This window comes from Duganella sp. Root198D2, from assembly GCF_001428585.1.
Classification (GTDB): domain Bacteria; phylum Pseudomonadota; class Gammaproteobacteria; order Burkholderiales; family Burkholderiaceae_D; genus Rugamonas.
This window is the reverse complement of the sequence record NZ_LMIC01000014.1, coordinates 71,971-88,853: the sequence shown is the minus strand read 5'-3', so window position 1 is coordinate 88,853 and position 16,883 is coordinate 71,971. Positions and strand designations below refer to the sequence as shown.

General features: G+C 63.4%; 15 protein-coding genes. 7 read left to right on the top strand and 8 right to left on the bottom strand.

The features are described from left to right. The 4 genes from ASE26_RS15445 to rpsL form a co-directional block, all read right to left on the bottom strand. Positions 1-197: GTP-binding protein (locus ASE26_RS15445; protein ID WP_057245772.1), on the bottom strand; the 197-nt coding region annotated here is incomplete at its 3' end. A gap of 77 nt (positions 198-274) precedes the next feature. Continuing rightward, positions 275-2,380 carry an elongation factor G gene (gene fusA, locus ASE26_RS15440; protein ID WP_055928452.1) on the bottom strand — a complete coding sequence of 702 codons (2,106 nt, stop codon included), beginning with the start codon at positions 2,378-2,380 and terminating at the stop codon, positions 275-277. 102 nt (positions 2,381-2,482) lie between these two features. After that, positions 2,483-2,953 (bottom strand): 30S ribosomal protein S7, encoded by a 471-nt coding sequence (gene rpsG, locus ASE26_RS15435; RefSeq protein ID WP_028102973.1) that lies wholly within the window; start codon positions 2,951-2,953, stop codon positions 2,483-2,485. Positions 2,954-3,062: 109 nt separating this feature from the next. Continuing rightward, positions 3,063-3,446 (bottom strand): 30S ribosomal protein S12, encoded by a 384-nt coding sequence (gene rpsL / locus ASE26_RS15430; protein ID WP_028102972.1) that lies wholly within the window; start codon positions 3,444-3,446, stop codon positions 3,063-3,065. Between the two features lie 258 nt (positions 3,447-3,704). On the opposite strand from rpsL, the gene ASE26_RS15425 reads away from it, so the two are divergent. Continuing rightward, on the top strand, positions 3,705-5,567 hold the full coding sequence (locus ASE26_RS15425; protein ID WP_057246519.1) for a phosphoethanolamine transferase: 1,863 nt from the start codon (positions 3,705-3,707) through the stop codon (positions 5,565-5,567). Between the two features lie 10 nt (positions 5,568-5,577). Here the strand turns inward: ASE26_RS15425 and ASE26_RS15420 are convergent, their stop codons facing one another. The 3 genes from ASE26_RS15420 to ASE26_RS15410 form a co-directional block, all read right to left on the bottom strand. After that, positions 5,578-6,042, bottom strand: coding sequence for a DUF2269 domain-containing protein (locus ASE26_RS15420; RefSeq protein ID WP_055928447.1), 465 nt, complete (start codon positions 6,040-6,042; stop codon positions 5,578-5,580). Then, a complete protein-coding gene (locus ASE26_RS15415) occupies positions 6,030-7,310 on the bottom strand; it encodes an SDR family oxidoreductase (protein WP_057246518.1) in 1,281 nt (426 codons plus the stop codon). Before ASE26_RS15415 ends, ASE26_RS15420 begins: the two co-directional genes overlap by 13 nt. Before the next feature lie 89 nt (positions 7,311-7,399). Next, the gene (locus ASE26_RS15410) at positions 7,400-7,924 is read right to left on the bottom strand and encodes a GbsR/MarR family transcriptional regulator (RefSeq protein WP_055928469.1); all 525 of its coding nucleotides are present in this window, start codon (positions 7,922-7,924) and stop codon (positions 7,400-7,402) included. Positions 7,925-8,032: 108 nt separating this feature from the next. On the opposite strand from ASE26_RS15410, the gene ASE26_RS15405 reads away from it, so the two are divergent. Beyond that, positions 8,033-9,160 carry a DUF1624 domain-containing protein gene (locus tag ASE26_RS15405; RefSeq protein ID WP_055928439.1) on the top strand — a complete coding sequence of 376 codons (1,128 nt, stop codon included), beginning with the start codon at positions 8,033-8,035 and terminating at the stop codon, positions 9,158-9,160. Here ASE26_RS15405 and ASE26_RS15400 read toward each other — a convergent pair. After that, entirely contained in the window at positions 9,135-10,619 is a 1,485-nt protein-coding gene (locus tag ASE26_RS15400; RefSeq protein ID WP_057246517.1) for a hypothetical protein, read from the bottom strand. The genes ASE26_RS15405 and ASE26_RS15400 overlap by 26 nt on opposite strands. 214 nt (positions 10,620-10,833) lie before the next feature. Between ASE26_RS15400 and ASE26_RS15395 the strand changes: the two genes are divergently transcribed. From ASE26_RS15395 to ASE26_RS15375, 5 genes are read left to right on the top strand one after another with little or no spacing between them, the layout of a single operon-like run. Then, positions 10,834-12,099 carry an efflux RND transporter periplasmic adaptor subunit gene (locus ASE26_RS15395; RefSeq protein WP_057246516.1) on the top strand — a complete coding sequence of 422 codons (1,266 nt, stop codon included), beginning with the start codon at positions 10,834-10,836 and terminating at the stop codon, positions 12,097-12,099. Between the two features lie 19 nt (positions 12,100-12,118). Beyond that, complete coding sequence (locus ASE26_RS15390) at positions 12,119-12,823, top strand: ABC transporter ATP-binding protein (protein WP_055928430.1); 705 nt, start codon at positions 12,119-12,121, stop codon at positions 12,821-12,823. A 1-nt stretch (position 12,824) separates the two neighbouring features. Beyond that, positions 12,825-14,135, top strand: coding sequence for an ABC transporter permease (locus ASE26_RS15385; protein ID WP_055928426.1), 1,311 nt, complete (start codon positions 12,825-12,827; stop codon positions 14,133-14,135). A gap of 10 nt (positions 14,136-14,145) precedes the next feature. Then, positions 14,146-15,381 (top strand): ABC transporter permease, encoded by a 1,236-nt coding sequence (locus ASE26_RS15380; protein ID WP_055928423.1) that lies wholly within the window; start codon positions 14,146-14,148, stop codon positions 15,379-15,381. A gap of 49 nt (positions 15,382-15,430) precedes the next feature. After that, complete coding sequence (locus tag ASE26_RS15375; protein WP_055928420.1) at positions 15,431-16,789, top strand: sigma-54 dependent transcriptional regulator; 1,359 nt, start codon at positions 15,431-15,433, stop codon at positions 16,787-16,789. The last annotated feature ends 94 nt before the right edge of the window (positions 16,790-16,883 follow it).

Below are 16,883 nucleotides of genomic sequence, written 5' to 3'. Positions count from 1 at the left end.
GCGGTGTTGATGGTAATGCCGCGTGCTTTTTCTTCTGGAGCAGCGTCGATCTGGTCGTAAGCTTTGGCTTCGCCGCCGAATTTCTTCGACAGGACGGTAGCGATAGCTGCGGTCAGGGTGGTCTTGCCGTGGTCAACGTGACCGATGGTGCCAACGTTCACGTGCGGTTTAGTCCGCTCGAACTTTTCTTTTGCCATTTTAATTCTTCCTCAGAACTTTGATTTAAGGTCAATTCCGGGCGGGAGGATCTCCCCCGCCCGGGTAATTATTTATTTTACTTCGCTTTGGCGGTGACGATTGCGTCGATCACGTGCTTAGGCGCCTCGGAGTAGTGCTTGAACTCCATGGTGTAGGTCGCGCGGCCCTGGGTCGCGGAACGCAGGATGGTCGAGTAGCCGAACATCTCGGACAGAGGTACCTCTGCCTTGATGATCTTGCCGCCGCCGCCTGGGATCTCGTCCATGCCCTGCACCATACCGCGGCGGGACGACAGGTCGCCCATCACGGTACCGGCGTAGTCTTCCGGAGTCTCGACTTCCACAGCCATCATTGGCTCCAGGATCACTGGGCTGGCGCGACGGCAAGCTTCCTTGAACGCCATCGAACCGGCCATGCGGAATGCATTTTCGTTCGAGTCAACGTCGTGGTAGGAGCCGAAGGTCAGGGTGACTTTGACGTCAACCACTGGGTAGCCTGCCAGAACACCATTGTTCAGGGTTTCGCGCACGCCTTTTTCCACCGCAGGGATGAATTCGCGAGGAATCACACCGCCCTTGATCGCGTCGACGAATTCGAAGCCCTTGCCTTGTTCCTGTGGTTCCAGGGTAACAACGGCGTGACCGTACTGGCCGCGGCCACCGGACTGCTTGACGAACTTGCCTTCCACGTCGGACACCGACTTGCGCACGGTTTCGCGGTATGCAACCTGTGGCTTGCCAACGGTTGCTTCCACGCCGAATTCGCGCTTCATACGGTCAACGATAATTTCCAGGTGCAGCTCGCCCATACCACCGATGATGGTCTGGCCGGATTCTTCGTCGGTCTTCACGCGGAACGAAGGATCTTCCTGTGCCAGGCGGTTCAGGGCCAGGCCCATCTTTTCCTGGTCAGCCTTGGTCTTAGGCTCGACAGCCTGCTGGATCACCGGCTCTGGGAACACCATCTTTTCCAGGGTGATGATCGAGGATGGATCGCACAGGGTTTCGCCGGTGGTCACGTCCTTCAGGCCCACGGCAGCGGCGATGTCGCCGGCGCGGACTTCTTTGATCTCTTCACGCTGGTTGGCGTGCATCTGCAGAATACGGCCCAGGCGTTCTTTACGCTGCTTGACCGAGTTGTAGATGGTGTCGCCTGCATTCACCACGCCGGAGTAGACGCGGAAGAATGCCAGCTGGCCCACGAACGGGTCGGTCATGATCTTGAATGCCAGCGCAGCGAACTTTTCTTCGTCCGAAGCTTTACGGGTGGCTGGCTGTTCGTCGTCATCGGTACCGGCAACGTCAGCGATGTCGATCGGCGACGGCAGGTATTCGATCACGGCGTCCAGCATGGCTTGCACGCCCTTGTTCTTGAAGGCGGTGCCGCACATCATCGGAACGATTTCCGAAGCGATGGTACGCTGGCGCAGGGCGGTCTTGATCTCTTCTTCAGAGAGTTCGCCTTCTTCCAGGTACTTGTTCATCAGTTCTTCGTTGGCTTCAGCAGCGGCTTCAACCATCTTCTCGCGCCACTCTTGTGCGGAGTCAGCCAGTTCGGCCGGGATGTCCATGTAGTCGAACTTCATGCCCTGGGACGCGTCGTCCCAGATGATGGCCTTCATCTTGACCAGGTCAATCACGCCTTTGAAGTTGTCTTCGGCGCCGATCGGGATCTGGATCAGGACTGGGTTGGCCTTCAGGCGCGAACGCATCTGCTCGTAGACCTTGAAGAAGTTGGCGCCGGTACGGTCCATCTTGTTCACGAAGGCCAGACGCGGCACTTTGTACTTGTTAGCCTGGCGCCATACGGTTTCAGACTGTGGCTGCACGCCGCCCACTGCGCAGTAAACCATGCAAGCGCCATCCAGCACGCGCATGGAACGCTCAACTTCAATGGTGAAGTCAACGTGCCCTGGGGTGTCGATGATGTTGATGTGGTGTGGCTTGAAGTTGTTGGCCATACCATTCCAGAAGCAGGTCGTCGCTGCCGAGGTAATGGTAATGCCGCGCTCTTGTTCCTGCTCCATCCAGTCCATGGTGGCAGCGCCGTCGTGCACTTCACCAATCTTGTGGTTCACGCCGGTGTAGAACAGGACGCGTTCGGTGGTGGTGGTCTTACCGGCGTCGATGTGAGCGGAGATACCGATGTTACGGTAGCGCTCAATGGGGGTCTTGCGGGCCATAATTGATCCTAAATCTTTGAATGGACAAAACCGAGCAGCATCTTTTCGAGAAAAATGTGCCCGGCTTGAACAAGGCCAGCCAGTAAAGGCTGGCCAAACGTATTAGAAGCGGAAGTGCGAGAACGCCTTGTTCGCTTCAGCCATACGGTGGACTTCGTCACGACGCTTCATCGCGCCGCCACGGCCTTCCGCGGCTTCCAGCAGCTCGCCGCCCAGGCGCTGTGGCATGGACTTTTCGGAGCGCTTGTTAGCGGCTTCACGCAGCCAACGCATGGACAGGGCCAGGCGGCGCACTGGGCGCACTTCGACTGGAACCTGGTAGTTAGCACCACCGACGCGGCGGGACTTCACTTCAACCATTGGTTTGGCGTTGTTGATCGCTGCGGTGAACACTTCCAGCGGGTCCTTGCCGGACTTGGATTGGATGTGGTCAAAGGCACCGTAGATGATGTTTTCTGCAACCGACTTCTTGCCGGACAGCATCAGAACGTTAACGAATTTAGCGACTTCGGTGCTACCGAATTTTGGATCCGGCAGAATTTCGCGCTTGGGTACTTCACGACGACGTGGCATGTCATTTCCTTTTCTTCAGTTGAGCGCCTCTCATTTGGCACTCGCGGTGGCCATCATAGCCATCCACTTACTCGGTCTCGCGACCGCCTCAACTCAGTTAAATTGCAAATTACTTCTTAGCGGCCTTAGCGCGCTTCGCACCGTACTTGGAGCGAGCTTGCTTACGGTCTTTAACGCCCTGGGTATCCAGAGAGCCACGGACCATGTGGTAACGCACACCCGGCAAGTCTTTTACACGACCGCCGCGCAGCAGGACAACGCTGTGTTCCTGCAGGTTGTGGCCTTCACCGCCGATGTACGAAATCACTTCGAAACCGTTGGTCAGGCGCACTTTTGCAACTTTACGCAGTGCCGAGTTAGGCTTCTTAGGAGTGGTGGTGTACACACGGGTGCACACGCCACGCTTTTGCGGGCAGTTTTCAAGTGCCGGCGATTTGCTCTTCACGACCAGCTTGGTACGTGGTTGGCGAATCAATTGGTTGATGGTTGGCATCGTTTTAAATCCAACAAAATTACAGCATTGACAACCCAGGCAGCCTTGCCCGGGGGCTAAAACGGTATCTCTTAGAGTGCGCTAAACGTCGCTCAAACAAACGCGTATACGATGCGCAGACTAAATTGAGAACTCGCGAGTATATACCTGGTTAACAGCTCAGTCAACCGGCATGCTGAATAAAGTGGCAGTATTGGGACGCCCCACGGCCCGCTATTGGCATCATAATAGCGATCATTTTGTACTTTCCTGTAAGCAATGCTGCCGCGCCCTTCACACCTGTTCATCCTGTTTAGCTACCTGGCGCTATCCGCTGTGCCCTTCGTGCCATTGATGCTGGGCAAACCGATGGAACAGCCATGGCAGCTGCTGGGGGTCGAGTGCGTGGCCTGGGTCACCGTGTGGGCGCTGTTCAAGCGGCCGGCCTATTTCCACTGGCTGCTGGTGCCCGCCTTCCTGGCCTTGCCCACGGAGATCTACCTGTTCGTATTCTACGGCCAGGGCATTTCCACCCACCACCTTGGCATCCTGGCCGAAACCAGTCCGCAGGAAGCGATGGAATTCCTCGGCCGCAAAGTGTGGAGCATGCTGGCGGTGATGGTGGGCGTGGCCGTGTGGTGGGTGCTGAGCTTCCGCGCCGCCCGCCAGACGCGCGGCTTGGATTGGACCGGCGGCTCGCGCTGGTTGGCGCTGTTCGCGCTGGCCATGCTGGCAGCGGCTGCAGCCTGGGGCTATGAATTCGGCATCGACGCGGCGCCCGAACGCACGGCGGCCAGTACCGCGGCCAATAGCGCAAGCGCAAGCATGAGCGCGTCGGCCGACGACAGCGCCAGCGAAAGCGCCTCGTCGCACGCCGCAGTGGCCGGCGCCCACATGCTGCACCTGCCTGGTCCGGCCCTGCCTTACTGGGCGCGGCTGCCTGTCGATCCGGGCCAGTTCATCGAATCGTGGCCCTTTGGCCTGGGCGCGCGCGGCTATGACTTTTACAAGGAACGGCGCTACCTGTCCGAACTGGATGAACGCAGCGCCAGCTTCGAGTTCGGCGCGCGGCAGGTCGATGGCGGCCAGCAGCCGGAAATCGTGGTGATGGTGCTGGGCGAATCTTCGCGCTACGACCGCTGGAGCCTGAACGGCTACAAGCGCGAAACCAATCCCTTGCTGGGCAAGGAAAGCAACCTGGTGCCGCTGTCGGACGTGATCACGTCGGTGTCGGCGACGCGCCTGTCGGTGCCGGTCATTATTTCGCGCAAGCCGGCCACCCAGAGCCTGAAGGACGGCTTCAGCGAGAAGTCCTTCCTGACCGCCTACAAGGAAGCGGGTTTCAAGACATGGTGGCTGTCGAACCAGATCTCGTTCGGCCAGTACGACACGCCGGTATCGGTGTTTGCCAAAGAGGCCGACGTGATCCAGTTCCTCAACCTGGGCGGCTTCACCAACCATTCCAATTACGACGACGTGCTGTTCGAGCCGCTCAAACGCGCGCTGGCCGACCCGTCGCCGAAAAAGCTGATCGTGCTGCATTCGCTGGGCAGCCACTGGAACTACAGCCAGCGCCATCCGAAAGAGTTCGACAAATGGCAGCCGTCGCTGTTCGGCATCGACAAACCGGTGTACACCGACCTGAAGATCAAGCCGCAACTGAATAACAGCTACGACAATTCGATCCTGTACACCGACTGGTTCCTGGCGCAGGTGATCGCCGACCTGAAAGGCACCGGGCAGCTGGCTTCGATGCTGTACGTCGCGGACCACGGCCAGACCTTGTATGACGGTTCCTGCCGCCTGGCCTTCCACGGCCACAACACGGACTACGAATTCCATGTGCCGGCCTTCATGTGGTTCTCCGACCAGTACCTGGAGCACTATCCGTCCAAGGTGGGCGCCTTGCTGCGCAACCGCAAGGCCAAGCTGGCGACGGAGAACATTTTCCACACCATGCTGGACGTGGCGAACATCCGCTATCCGGACGACAAGCCGTCCTGGAGTTTCCTCAACAAGGACTTCCAGGTGCACAAGCGGGTGGTCGACAGCTACGGCTGGACCAACTACGACAACGCAAAGTTCAAGGGCGACTGCCGCGAAGTGATCGACAAGGGCAAGCCGCAGTCGCAGGACAAGTAAGCGGCAGCGCTTACACCGGCTTGTGCACCATCAGCCAGTACACGGCAAGCATGGCGATGAACGCCGGATAGCCGAGCAGTTCCCAGCGCCGCGCATAGCGCCAGTATTGCGCTGGCAGCTCGGTATTGGCCGCATGCGCCGCCAGCGCCATCCTGCCCATCCTGACCTGGTACCACACCACCGGCAGCCAGCAAGCGCCCGCCAGGGCATACAGCGCCAGCGAAGCCTTGATCCAGAATGCGTCCAGCGGATAGCCTGCGAGGTAAATCATCCAGGCGCCGGACAAGGGTTGCACGATCACGGCCGGCGTGGTGAACCACCAGTCGGCGCGCACCACCAGCCGCGAGACTACGGCAATCGCTTCCACCGATTTCGAGCGGTTCGCGAAAAACAGATAGAACGCGGTGCCGAAACCGGTGCCGACCAGCAGCACCGAGGACAGGATGTGGATGGTCTTGATGGTCAGGTAGTCCATGTTTTTTCCTCTGCATACAAAATGACCAGGATGGCCAGGATCGGCAGGTTCTTCAGCAAGGGGCCAAAGGGATGCCAAAGGTATTCCGGCAGGCAGGCCGCGATCGCCACGCTATAGCCGAGTATCAGCGCGCCCTGCGCCAGCCAGAGAGCGCGCCGCGGGCGCATGATGCAGGCGATGCCGAGTGCGGCGTCCAGCGCAGCGGCGCCGTACAGCGCCACGACGGCCGGCACGCCCTGGATGCCGACGCCTGCCAGCAGGGCCAGGCTGCCGGCGCGGGGGTAGATCAAGGCGCTCACCAAGGCGGTCGCCAGCCAGACGATGGCCAGGGTCCAGCGCAGCAAGCTGGCGCGCCATGCTGCCAGCGCGCGCAGGCGAAACACTTCGCGCTCGGCGGACGGGATGAAATCGGTTACGGCGCGCGGCGCGCGGCCAAGCAGTTCGCGCGTTGCCGCGGCGCCGGCAGTATCGCCTTGCGCCAACGCGCTTCCCGCGCGCAGCATCCTCCAGTTGTCCGGCGTGAGAAGGGCCGCGGGCAAGCTGCGGCCGGCCCTGGCGGCAAGCGCCATTAGCGCCGCCGGAACGCGCAGCACCGGCGCCGGCGCAAAGCCCATGCCACTGCGGTAGGCAGCCAGCATGCCCTCGTAGCCGACGGCAGTACTGCCGGCGATATCGAACACGCGCTGCGCCGGCGTTTCCGGGTCGAGCGCGGCAACCACCGCATCCGCCAGGTCGTCGACATGCAGCGGCTGGAAGCGCGCCGCGCCCAATGCCGGCGCGATCGTCAGCGGCATGCTGGCCAGGCGGCAGAACATCGCCGCCGAACCGCCTTCGCGGCCGAAGACCAGTGCTGGCCGCAGGATGATCCATTCCAGCGGCAGCGACATCAAAACCTCGTCCGCCGCGCGCTTGCTGGCGAAGTAGGCGGTGTCGCCTTGCCCGGCGCCGAGCGCCGAAACCTGCACCACGCGCCGCACGCCGGCCTCGGCGCACGCTGCGAACAACGCCGCCGGTGCGCCTGAGTGCAAGGCCTCGAAACTTGCCGCGCCGTTTTCGCGGATGATGCCCACGGCGTTCACCACGGCGTCCACGCCACGCAAGCGATCCAGCCAGGCGCACGGCTGCAAGTCTGCGCCGTAGTCGATTGCCACGTCGCCGGCCCGCTCGACATGGCGCACGCCGCGCAGCACGTGGTGGCCGGCTGCCGCCAGCCGCGCGGCAACAGCAGTGCCGATGAACCCGGAGGCACCGCAGACCAGGACCTTCATGCGCCACTCCTTACTGACAGTAATTTCTGTAAAAACAGAAATAATCAATTCAAAAAAAACGGGCATTGCTGCCCGCTGCTGCTGCTTCACTACTTGCCGCGGATGGCCCGGCTGATCTTGGCGCTCACGCCCAAGGTCTTCATCAGCGTTTCCGGCTTGTAGCGCAGCAGTTCATCCGACAGCGTTGCCATCACCTCGATGAACTTCAGCGTTTCCTCGATCCGTTCGCGCGTGCCTTGGTCCTCGTCGGCCATTGCTGGATTGGCGAGGCATTCGGTCAGCGCGGCGGCAGTCGGGTCAATCTCGCGCTGGCGGCGGCCGGCTACGATCAGCTTGAACAGCTCCCACACGTCCGTCGAAGTTTCGAAATGGTCGCGGCGGTCGCCTTTCAGGTGCACCACTTTCACCAGGCTCCAGGATTGCAGCTCTTTCAGACTGTTGCTGACATTGGAGCGCGCCACCCCCAGCGTTTGCTGGATTTCCTCAGCGTCCATTGGCCGCGCGGCCAGGTACAACAGCGCGTGGATTTGCGCCACGGTGCGGTTGACACCCCAGCGCGAACCCATCTCGCCCCAGTGCAGTACAAAACGTTCGGCTATCGGTTTCAGTTCCATGCCAGCCATTCTATGCTTACACAAATTTCTGTCAAGACAGAAATTAAATATTTGCCTGGATGGCAATTCACGCCCACAATGCATAGCAAATAAATAATGGGGACGAGCATGCAGACTACGAAGCGGCTCGCCAGCATCGACATGCTGCGCGGCCTGGTAATTGTGTTGATGGCGTTGGACCATACCCGCGATTTCTTCGGCGCCGCGCTGTTCGATCCGGAAGACCTGGCGCAGACCACGCCGTTGTGGTTTGCCACGCGCTGGATCACGCATCTGTGCGCGTCCACCTTCGTGCTGCTGGCCGGCACTTCGGCCTTCCTGCGCGGCACCCGGTGCGGCACCCCATCCTTGTCGCGCTACCTCCTCACGCGCGGCCTGCTGCTGCTGGTGCTTGAAGCAACGTGGATCAGTTTCAGCTGGCAGTTCGGATATAACGTCACCATCCTGCAGGTACTGTGGGCGCTGGGCATGGGGATGATTTTCCTGGCCGGGCTGGCATGGCTGCCCATGCCAGCCGTAGCGGCCATTGCGGCGCTGCTGATCCTGCCGCACAACCTGCTCGACACGATCCAGTCCAGCCATCCCCTGTGGCTGGCGTGGCACCAGCGCGGCTTCTGGCCGGTGGCCGGGAATTACGGCGTGTATCTCGCGTATCCGTTGATGCCATGGCTTGGACTGATCGCGGCCGGCTACGCGCTGGGGCCCGTGTTCCAGTGGCAGGCGGCACGCCGGCAGCGTTTCCTGGTGATCGCCGGCTGCGTCTTGCTGTTGCTCTTCGTCGCCCTGCGCAGCGGGAATTTCTACGGCGATCCCGATCCCTGGGCGCCGCAAGGACGCGGCCTGGTGTGGGATTTCCTTTCCTTCATCCGCGTGCACAAATACCCGCCCTCGCTGCTCTACTTGTGCGTGACGATCGGCATTGCGCTGCCTGTGCTGGCGTGGTTCGAACGCTTGCGTCCCGTGCCGCTGCTGATGCTGTTCGGCGGCACGCCGATGTTCTTCTACGTGATCCACATTGCCATGATCCACTTCCTTTCGGGGCCGTATTTCATGCTGCGCTACGGCGCGATACCGCAAGGCGGGCCCGGAGGTCTTACCCTGCCAAACGGTTACCAGCCGTCGCTGGGCGTGGTCTATGCCGCGTGGATGATGGTGATCGCGATCATGTACGGCCTGACCAGGCTTTGGCTGCGCCGCAAGACGCTGCGCCCTATGCCGGCAGCAGCCGGCCGCTGAGGCGTTTGTAGACGTCGCGCGCGCGTTGTTCGAGGGAAGGGTCGAAGCCGGCCTGGGCCAGCAGTGTCAGGCCGTTGGTTTCGGCCAGCACACCGGGCGTCAGCACCAGGCGGTCGGCGCGCTTTTGCACCAGCAACGGCAGGCAGCATGTCTCCAGCAACTGCGCCAGCACCACATTGTGCGAGGACACCAGCACAGTACCGCGGCCGGCGAGTTGTTCCAGCACCGCGGCGGAGGCTGACACCGACTCCAGGTGGTTCGTGCCGCGGAAGATCTCGTCGATGATGAAGACCGCGCGCTGCGGCTCTTTTGCCAGCGCCAGCAATTCGTGCGCGCGGCGCAGCTCCGATTGATAGAGGCTTTCGCCGCCATCCAGCGCGTCCTCGTTGTGCATACTGGCATACACCGGCAGGTTCGGCACCCGCGCCGCCTCCGCGTAGCAGAAGCCGAAAGCGCGTGCCGCCAGCAGGTTCAGGCCGACCGTACGCAGCAAGGTGCTTTTGCCGATGCCATTCTGGCCGCTGATGAAGGCACTCTTCCCTTCCAGCGACAGCTCCAGCGGCTGCGCATCGGGCAGCAACGGGTGGCGTACCGCTCGCAGGTGAATCTCCTGCTCCCAGCCCTCCTCCGCCCAGCACCAATGCGCTTGCGCGGACAGGTGGCGCGCCAATGCAAGGTCGGCATCCAGGCCGGCCGCCAGCTCATAGCTCTCGCGCAGGAAAGGCGCATGGTCCCGCACCAGGCGGCGCGTAGCGAAATAGTGCTTCAGGTTCGCCAACATGACCCAGTCCGCATATTCTGCGACGCCAGGCGCGGTGGAGAACGCATTGCGTGCCAGCCCGGCGCGCAATTGGGCGGCATGTGCGGCGCCGGGCGCATCCGCTTGCCGGCTGTGCGCATAGAGCTGCAATTGCAGCGCTTCGGCGATGGCGGCCCATTGCTGGATGCGCGCATGAAACGCGATCTGGATCGCCATCAAGACCAGCGACAGCAGGACCGCCGGCACCAGGGCGCTCAGCCAGAAGACGCTGGCAACGGCGCTGGCGAGGAAAGCCAACGGCACCAGCCAGAGCCAGGCCGACCAGCGTGGCACGGCCGGCAGTGGCGACTGTTCCACGGGCGCAGTGGTGGCTGCGGCGTCAGCGACGGCGACGAACAGCGACCCGGTGACTTCCGCGCTGGCCTTGCGCAAGGGCGCGAGCTGCAAGGCCAGCCGTTCCCGCGCGCCGCTGTCCGCGAGCAAAGCGCGGACACGCCCGGACGATGCAAGTGCCGCGCCGCGCCGCAAGCGCCGATACAGCACTTGGCGACCGAAGATGCTGGCGCCGGCGCCGACTTCAGCGAGATAGGGCGACAGCAGCAAATCCTGCCAGCTCTGATCATCCACCGCGCCGTTGCCACTGCTGGCCGCCAGCTCGTCGTAGCGCGCCACTGCGCTGTCCGGGAACGGATACTCCACAGAACCACTCCTTGCCATAAAGTTAAGCCAACAAGTATATCCGCTTACTAAAAAATCAAGTAGCCCGCTTCGCGGCGACGGACAGGCGGACGCGGTGGACGCTCGCGGACAGCCGGGCCGTGGTCACGGACCTCATAAAAATCAACAACTTAGATCCTGGCACGCTTCATGCATTAACTACCTTGACCAAATCACCATCACCAGGAACAAGAACATGATTCGCGACACCTCACACCAGGACCAAGTGATCGCAGCGCCCGCCAGCCGCTTCCCGCGCCGCACAGTGCTGCTGCTGCTGGCCGGCGTGGCGCTGGCCGCGGCCGGCTTCAGCCTGCTGAAAAACTGGAGCGGTAGCGAGCAGTCGATCAGCGCCGCGCGCCTGCGCATCGGCGAAGTCACGCGCGGCACGCTGATCCGCGACGCCGCCGTCAACGGCCGCATCGTGGCCGCCGTCAGTCCAACCCTGTATTCGACTTCCACCTCCACGGTCGAACTGAAGGTGCACGCCGGCGACACGGTCAAGAAAGGCCAGGTGCTGGCCGTGCTGGAATCGCCCGACCTGACGGACGAACTGAAAAAAGAGCAGACCCTGTTCGGCGAACTGCAAGCGGAAGTCGCGCGCCAGCAGATCCTGGCCCGCAAGCAGAAGCTGGCCGCGCAGCGCGAAGCCGACACCGCCGAAATCGAGCGCATCTCCGCCATGCGCACCCTGCAGCGCTACGAAAGCGTGTCGACCGAAGGCATCATCGCCAAGATCGATATGCAGAAGGCCAAGGACGCGGTGGCAGCTGCCGACATCCGCGCCAGGCACACCAGGCAGGCCGCCGAACTGGAAAGCGACAACGTGTCGCTGGAACTGAAAACCAAGACCGCGCAGATGGAGCGCCAGAAGCTGTCGCTGGCCAACGCCCAGCGCCGCGTCGACGAACTGACCGTGCGCGCGCCGGTGGACGGCTTCATCGGCACCCTGTCGGTCGCCAACCGCAGCGTGGTGCAGGCCAACTCCCCGCTCATGACGCTGGTCGACCTGTCGCAGCTCGAAGTGGAACTGGAAGTGCCCGAGTCCTACGTCAACGACCTCGGCCTTGGCATGACCGCCGAAATCGAAGTGGCCGGCGTGAAAACCAAGGGCAAGCTGTCGGCCCTGTCGCCGGAGGTGGTGAAGAACCAGGTGCTGGCGCGCGTGCGCTTCGACCAGCAGCCGGAAGGCCTGCGCCAGAGCCAGCGCGTATCGGCGCGCCTGCTGATCGACGAGAAGCAAAACGTGCTGATGGTGCAGCGCGGCCCGTTCGTCGAATCGGAAGGCGGCCGCTATGTCTACCTGCTGCAGGACGGCATTGCCGTGCGCACTCCGGTGCAGCTGGGCGCCACCAGCGTGGCAGCCGTGGAAATCGTCAATGGATTGAAACAAGGCGACCGGATCGTGATCGCCGGTAGCGAAAACTTTGAGAACGCCAAACGCGTCTCGATCAATAAATAACCCCCTACGGAGATTAAGCATGCTGCGCATGAATAACCTGAGCAAAGTGTATCGCACCCACATGATCGAAACCCACGCGCTGCGCGGCTTCGAGATCGAAGTCAAACAGGGCGAATTCGTCACCGTCACCGGCCCTTCCGGCTCCGGCAAGACCAGTTTCCTGAACATCGCCGGCCTGCTGGAAGACTTCACCAGCGGCGACTACGTGCTGGACGGCATCAACGTCAAAGGCATGGACGACAATGCGCGCTCCCGCCTGCGCAATGAAAAACTGGGCTTCATCTTCCAGGGCTTCAACCTGATCCCCGACTTGAGCCTGTTCGACAACGTCGACGTGCCGCTGCGCTACCGCGGCTTCAACACGGCCGAACGCAAGGAGCGCATCGAAGACGCGCTGGCCAAGGTCGGCCTGGCCTCGCGCATGCGCCACTACCCGGCCGAACTGTCGGGCGGCCAGCAGCAGCGCGTGGCCATCGCGCGCGCCCTGGCCGGCTCGCCCAAGCTGCTGCTGGCCGACGAACCGACCGGCAACCTGGATACCCAGATGGCGCGCGGCGTGATGGAGCTGCTGGAAGAGATCAACGCCGAGGGCACCACCATCCTGATGGTGACCCACGATCCGGAACTGGCCCAGCGCACCCAGCGCAACGTCCACATCATCGACGGCCAGGTGTCCGACCTGGTGCGTAAATCGCCATCGCTGGTAGTGGCCAAGGAGGCCTGAGATGTTCCATTACTACTTCCTGCTGGGCGTGCGCAGCCTGCGCCGCAACCCGGTGCTGACGGCGCTGATGGTGCTGATCCTGGCGGTCGGCGTGGCAGCCAGCGTGTCGACCCTGACCATCCTGCACGTGATGTCGGGCGACCCGATCCCGCACAAGAGCGAGCGCCTGCTGGTGCCGCGCATCGACAACGGCCCGCTCAAAGGCTACACGCCGGGCGAACGCGAAGGCGATGAAATGTCCTACCGCGACGCCGTCAACCTGCTCGCCTCCGGCCAGGGCGACCGCCGCACCGCCATACGCGGCGTGGACGGCACCATCGAACCGGCACGCAAGGACCTGCCGGTGTTTTCCGCCGAAGGGCTGACGCCGACGCGCGACTTCTTCGCCATGTTCGAAGTGCCCTTCGTGCACGGCGGCCCATGGAGCGAGGCCGAGGACAAGGCCGGCGCCGACGTGGTGGTCCTGAGCAGCAAACTGGCCGAGCGCCTGTTCGGCAGCGCCAACCCGGTCGGCCAGCGCGTGCGCATGCTCGGCTTCGACTACGCCGTAGTCGGGGTGTACGGCAACTGGAAGCCGGTGCCGCGTTATCACCGCATCGTCGGCGGTCCCGGCGCCTTTGGCAGTGAGGACGATTTCTACATCCCCTTCCACAACGCGATCCGCCACGAGTTCGGGCAGAGCGGCAATATGAGCTGCAGCGCCGAGCGCGCGCCGGGCTACCAGGCCCTGCTCGACTCGGAATGCATCTGGATCCAGTTCTGGTTCGAACTGCACTCGGCGGCCGAGCGCCCGCAACTGCAAGCCTGGCTCGACGCCTACGCCGCCGAGCAGCGCAAGCTGGGCCGCCTGCAGCGCTCCGCGCCGAATGAGCTGTTCAACGTGATGGAATGGCTGGAAGACCAGAAAGTGGTGGGCAAGGACAGCCGCCTGTCGGCCATGCTGGCCTTCGGTTTCCTGCTGCTTTGCCTGGTCAATACGGTCGGCCTGCTGCTGGCGAAATTCTCGGTACGGGCGCCGGAAGTGGGCGTGCGCCGCGCCCTTGGCGCCTCGCGCAAGGAAATCTTCTGCCAGTTCATGATCGAGAGCGCCGTGGTCGGCCTGGCCGGCGGCGTCCTCGGCCTGCTGCTGGCACTGGGCGCGCTGGCCCTGATCGGCAGCATCTCGGAACAGATTGCCGTCACCACCAGAATGGACTGGATGATGCTGCTGGCGACCTTTGTCATGTCGGTCAGTGCCGCCGTGCTGGCCGGCCTGCTGCCGACCTGGCGCGCCTGCCAGGTCACCCCGGCCCTGCAACTGAAATCGCAGTGAGGTAATTATCATGGAAATCAAACCAATCTTTTCCGCGCTGATGCGCTCCAAAACCGGCCCGATCCTGGTCGCCGTGCAAGTGGCGCTCAGCCTTGCCATCCTGGCCAACGCGCTGCACATCGTCAGTGTGCGCCAGGCCGTCGCCGCGCGCCCGACCGGCATCGCCAACGAAGAGCAAGTGTTCAACATCAGCGTCAAGCCGCTGCGTCCCGGCGGCCATGAAGAGCAGCTGGCGGCGCAGCAGGCGCAGGCTGCCGCACTGCGCGCCATCCCGGGCGTGGTCTCGGTGGCCGACACCAACCAGATCGCCCTGTCCAATTCAGGCAACTACAACAGCGTCGCCGCCAGCCGCGACCAGTTGCGCACCAGCGCCAGCCCGACCCTGTACCTCACGCCCGATTCGCTGGTCAAGACCTGGGGCCTGAAACTGGTGGACGGGCGCGACTTCAACGCGCAGGACGTGGTGGAAGTCGACCGCAATACCAGCAAGGCCTTCGCCAGCGTGGCCCTGGTCAGCAAGGCGCTGGGGCAGAAAGTGTGGCCCGACGCCGCCAGCTATGTCGGCAAGAAGATGTTCTACGGCACCGGTCCGGAGGCGCGCGAAGTGACCGTGGTAGGCGTGGTGGAAACGCTGCAGACTCCCGGCGCCGCCATGGGCGCGGAAGGCGAGTGGTCGACCATGGTGGCGATGCGCCTGACCGGCACGTGGCGCAACCTGTACACGGTGCGCGCCGAAGCCGGCCAGCGCGACCGCGCCATCAAGGATGCCGAGCAAGCGCTGCGCAAGCTGCATCGCGGCCAGGTGGTGCTGCACACCACCACCCAGTCCGAGGAGCGCGCCAAACGCTACAAGGCCGACAACGCGCTGTGCTGGATGCTGATCACCGTCAGCGTGCTGCTGATGGTGGTGACGGCCAGCGGCATCGTCGGCATGGCCAGCCTGTGGGTCACGCAGCGCCGCAAGCAGATCGGCATTCGCCGTGCGCTGGGGGCGCGCAAGATCGACATCCTGCGCTACTTCGTGACTGAAAACCTGATGATCACCACCACCGGGATTGCCGGCGGCCTGCTGGGGGCGCTGGCCCTGAACCAGCTGCTGGTGTCGAAACTGGAACTGGCGCGCCTGCCGGCCGAGTACATGGTCGTGGGCGCCCTCGCTTCCTGGGCGCTCGGCATCGCCGCCGTATATGGCCCCGCGTGGCGCGCCGCCTCCATCTCGCCGGCGATGGCAACCCGCTCCGCCTGATGTTCCCTTACGGCCTGGCCATTTGGCCGGGCCATGTTATTCTCCTGACATGCCAACCGTACTGATCATCGACGACAACACCGCGGTCGCGGTCGCCCTCGAAGTCCTGTTCTCGCTGCACGATATCGAATCGCTGCACGCCGCCTCGCCCGCAGAAGGCCTTGCCCTGCTCGGCCAGCGCAGCGCCAGCATCGACCTGGTGGTGCAGGACATGAACTTCAGCGCCGACACCACCTCCGGTGCCGAAGGCGTGGAACTGTTCCGCGCCATCCGCAAGCACCACCCCGACCTGCCCGTCATCCTGCTGACTGCCTGGACCCACCTTGACGCCGCAGTCGACCTGATCAAGGCTGGCGCCGCCGACTACCTGTCCAAGCCGTGGGACGACAAGCGCCTGATCGCCACCGTGCGCAACCTCCTGGAACTGGGCCAGGCCAACCGCGCCCTGAACCAGCACCGCAGCGACGAACTGCGCCAGCGGCGCGAACTGGAGCGCTACAACCTGCGCCATATGGTGTGGAACGATCCCGCCACCGAACGCGTGATCGCGCTCGCCTGCCAGGTCGCCCGCGCCGACGTGCCGGTGCTGATCACCGGTCCCAACGGCACCGGCAAGGAACGCATCGCCGACATCATCCAGGCCAATTCTTCGGTGCGCGAAGGGCCGTTCGTGGTGCTCAACTGCGGCGCCCTGCCGGCCGAACTGATTGAAGCCGAATTGTTCGGCGCCGACGCCGGCGCCTACACCGGCGCCTCCAAAGCGCGCGAAGGCAAGTTCGAAGCCGCCGACGGCGGCACCCTGTTCCTCGACGAAATCGGCAACCTGCCGCTGGCGGGCCAGATGAAACTCTTGCGCGTGCTGGAAACCGGCCGCTTCGAACGGCTCGGCTCCAATCGCGAACGCCAGGTGCAGGTACGCGTGGTGAGCGCCACCAATGCCGACCTGCCCGCCATGATCCGCGCCGGCACCTTCCGCGAAGACCTGTACTACCGCCTGAACGTGATCGAGCTGCGCCTGCCGCCGCTGGCCGAACGTCCCGGCGACATCCTGCCGCTGGCGCGCCACTTCCTCGGCAAGGAACGCCACTTGCGCGCCGACGCCGAAGCCGCCCTGCTGGCGCACGGCTGGCCCGGCAATGTGCGCGAGCTGAAGAACGTGATGGCACGCGCCAGCCTGCTGGCGCAAGGCGAGACCATCACCGTACCCGACCTCGGCCTGCCCGCCGCCAGCACGATGAACGGCCACGCCACGAGCGCCGCCGGGGCCGAGCAGGAACCCGACCGCGACGCCATCGTCAGCGCCCTGCAGCGCTCCAGCGGCGTCGTGGCCCAAGCCGCAGCCGAGCTCGGCCTCTCCCGCCAAGCCCTCTACCGCCGCATGGAACGCCTCGGCATCGCCCGCCCATGACCCGCCCACCACAACGGCCCAGCCCGTGTCACACCTTGGGGTCACACCCCAAACGTGACACGGACCCAGCAGTCTCACACACGAGGCCGTGTCA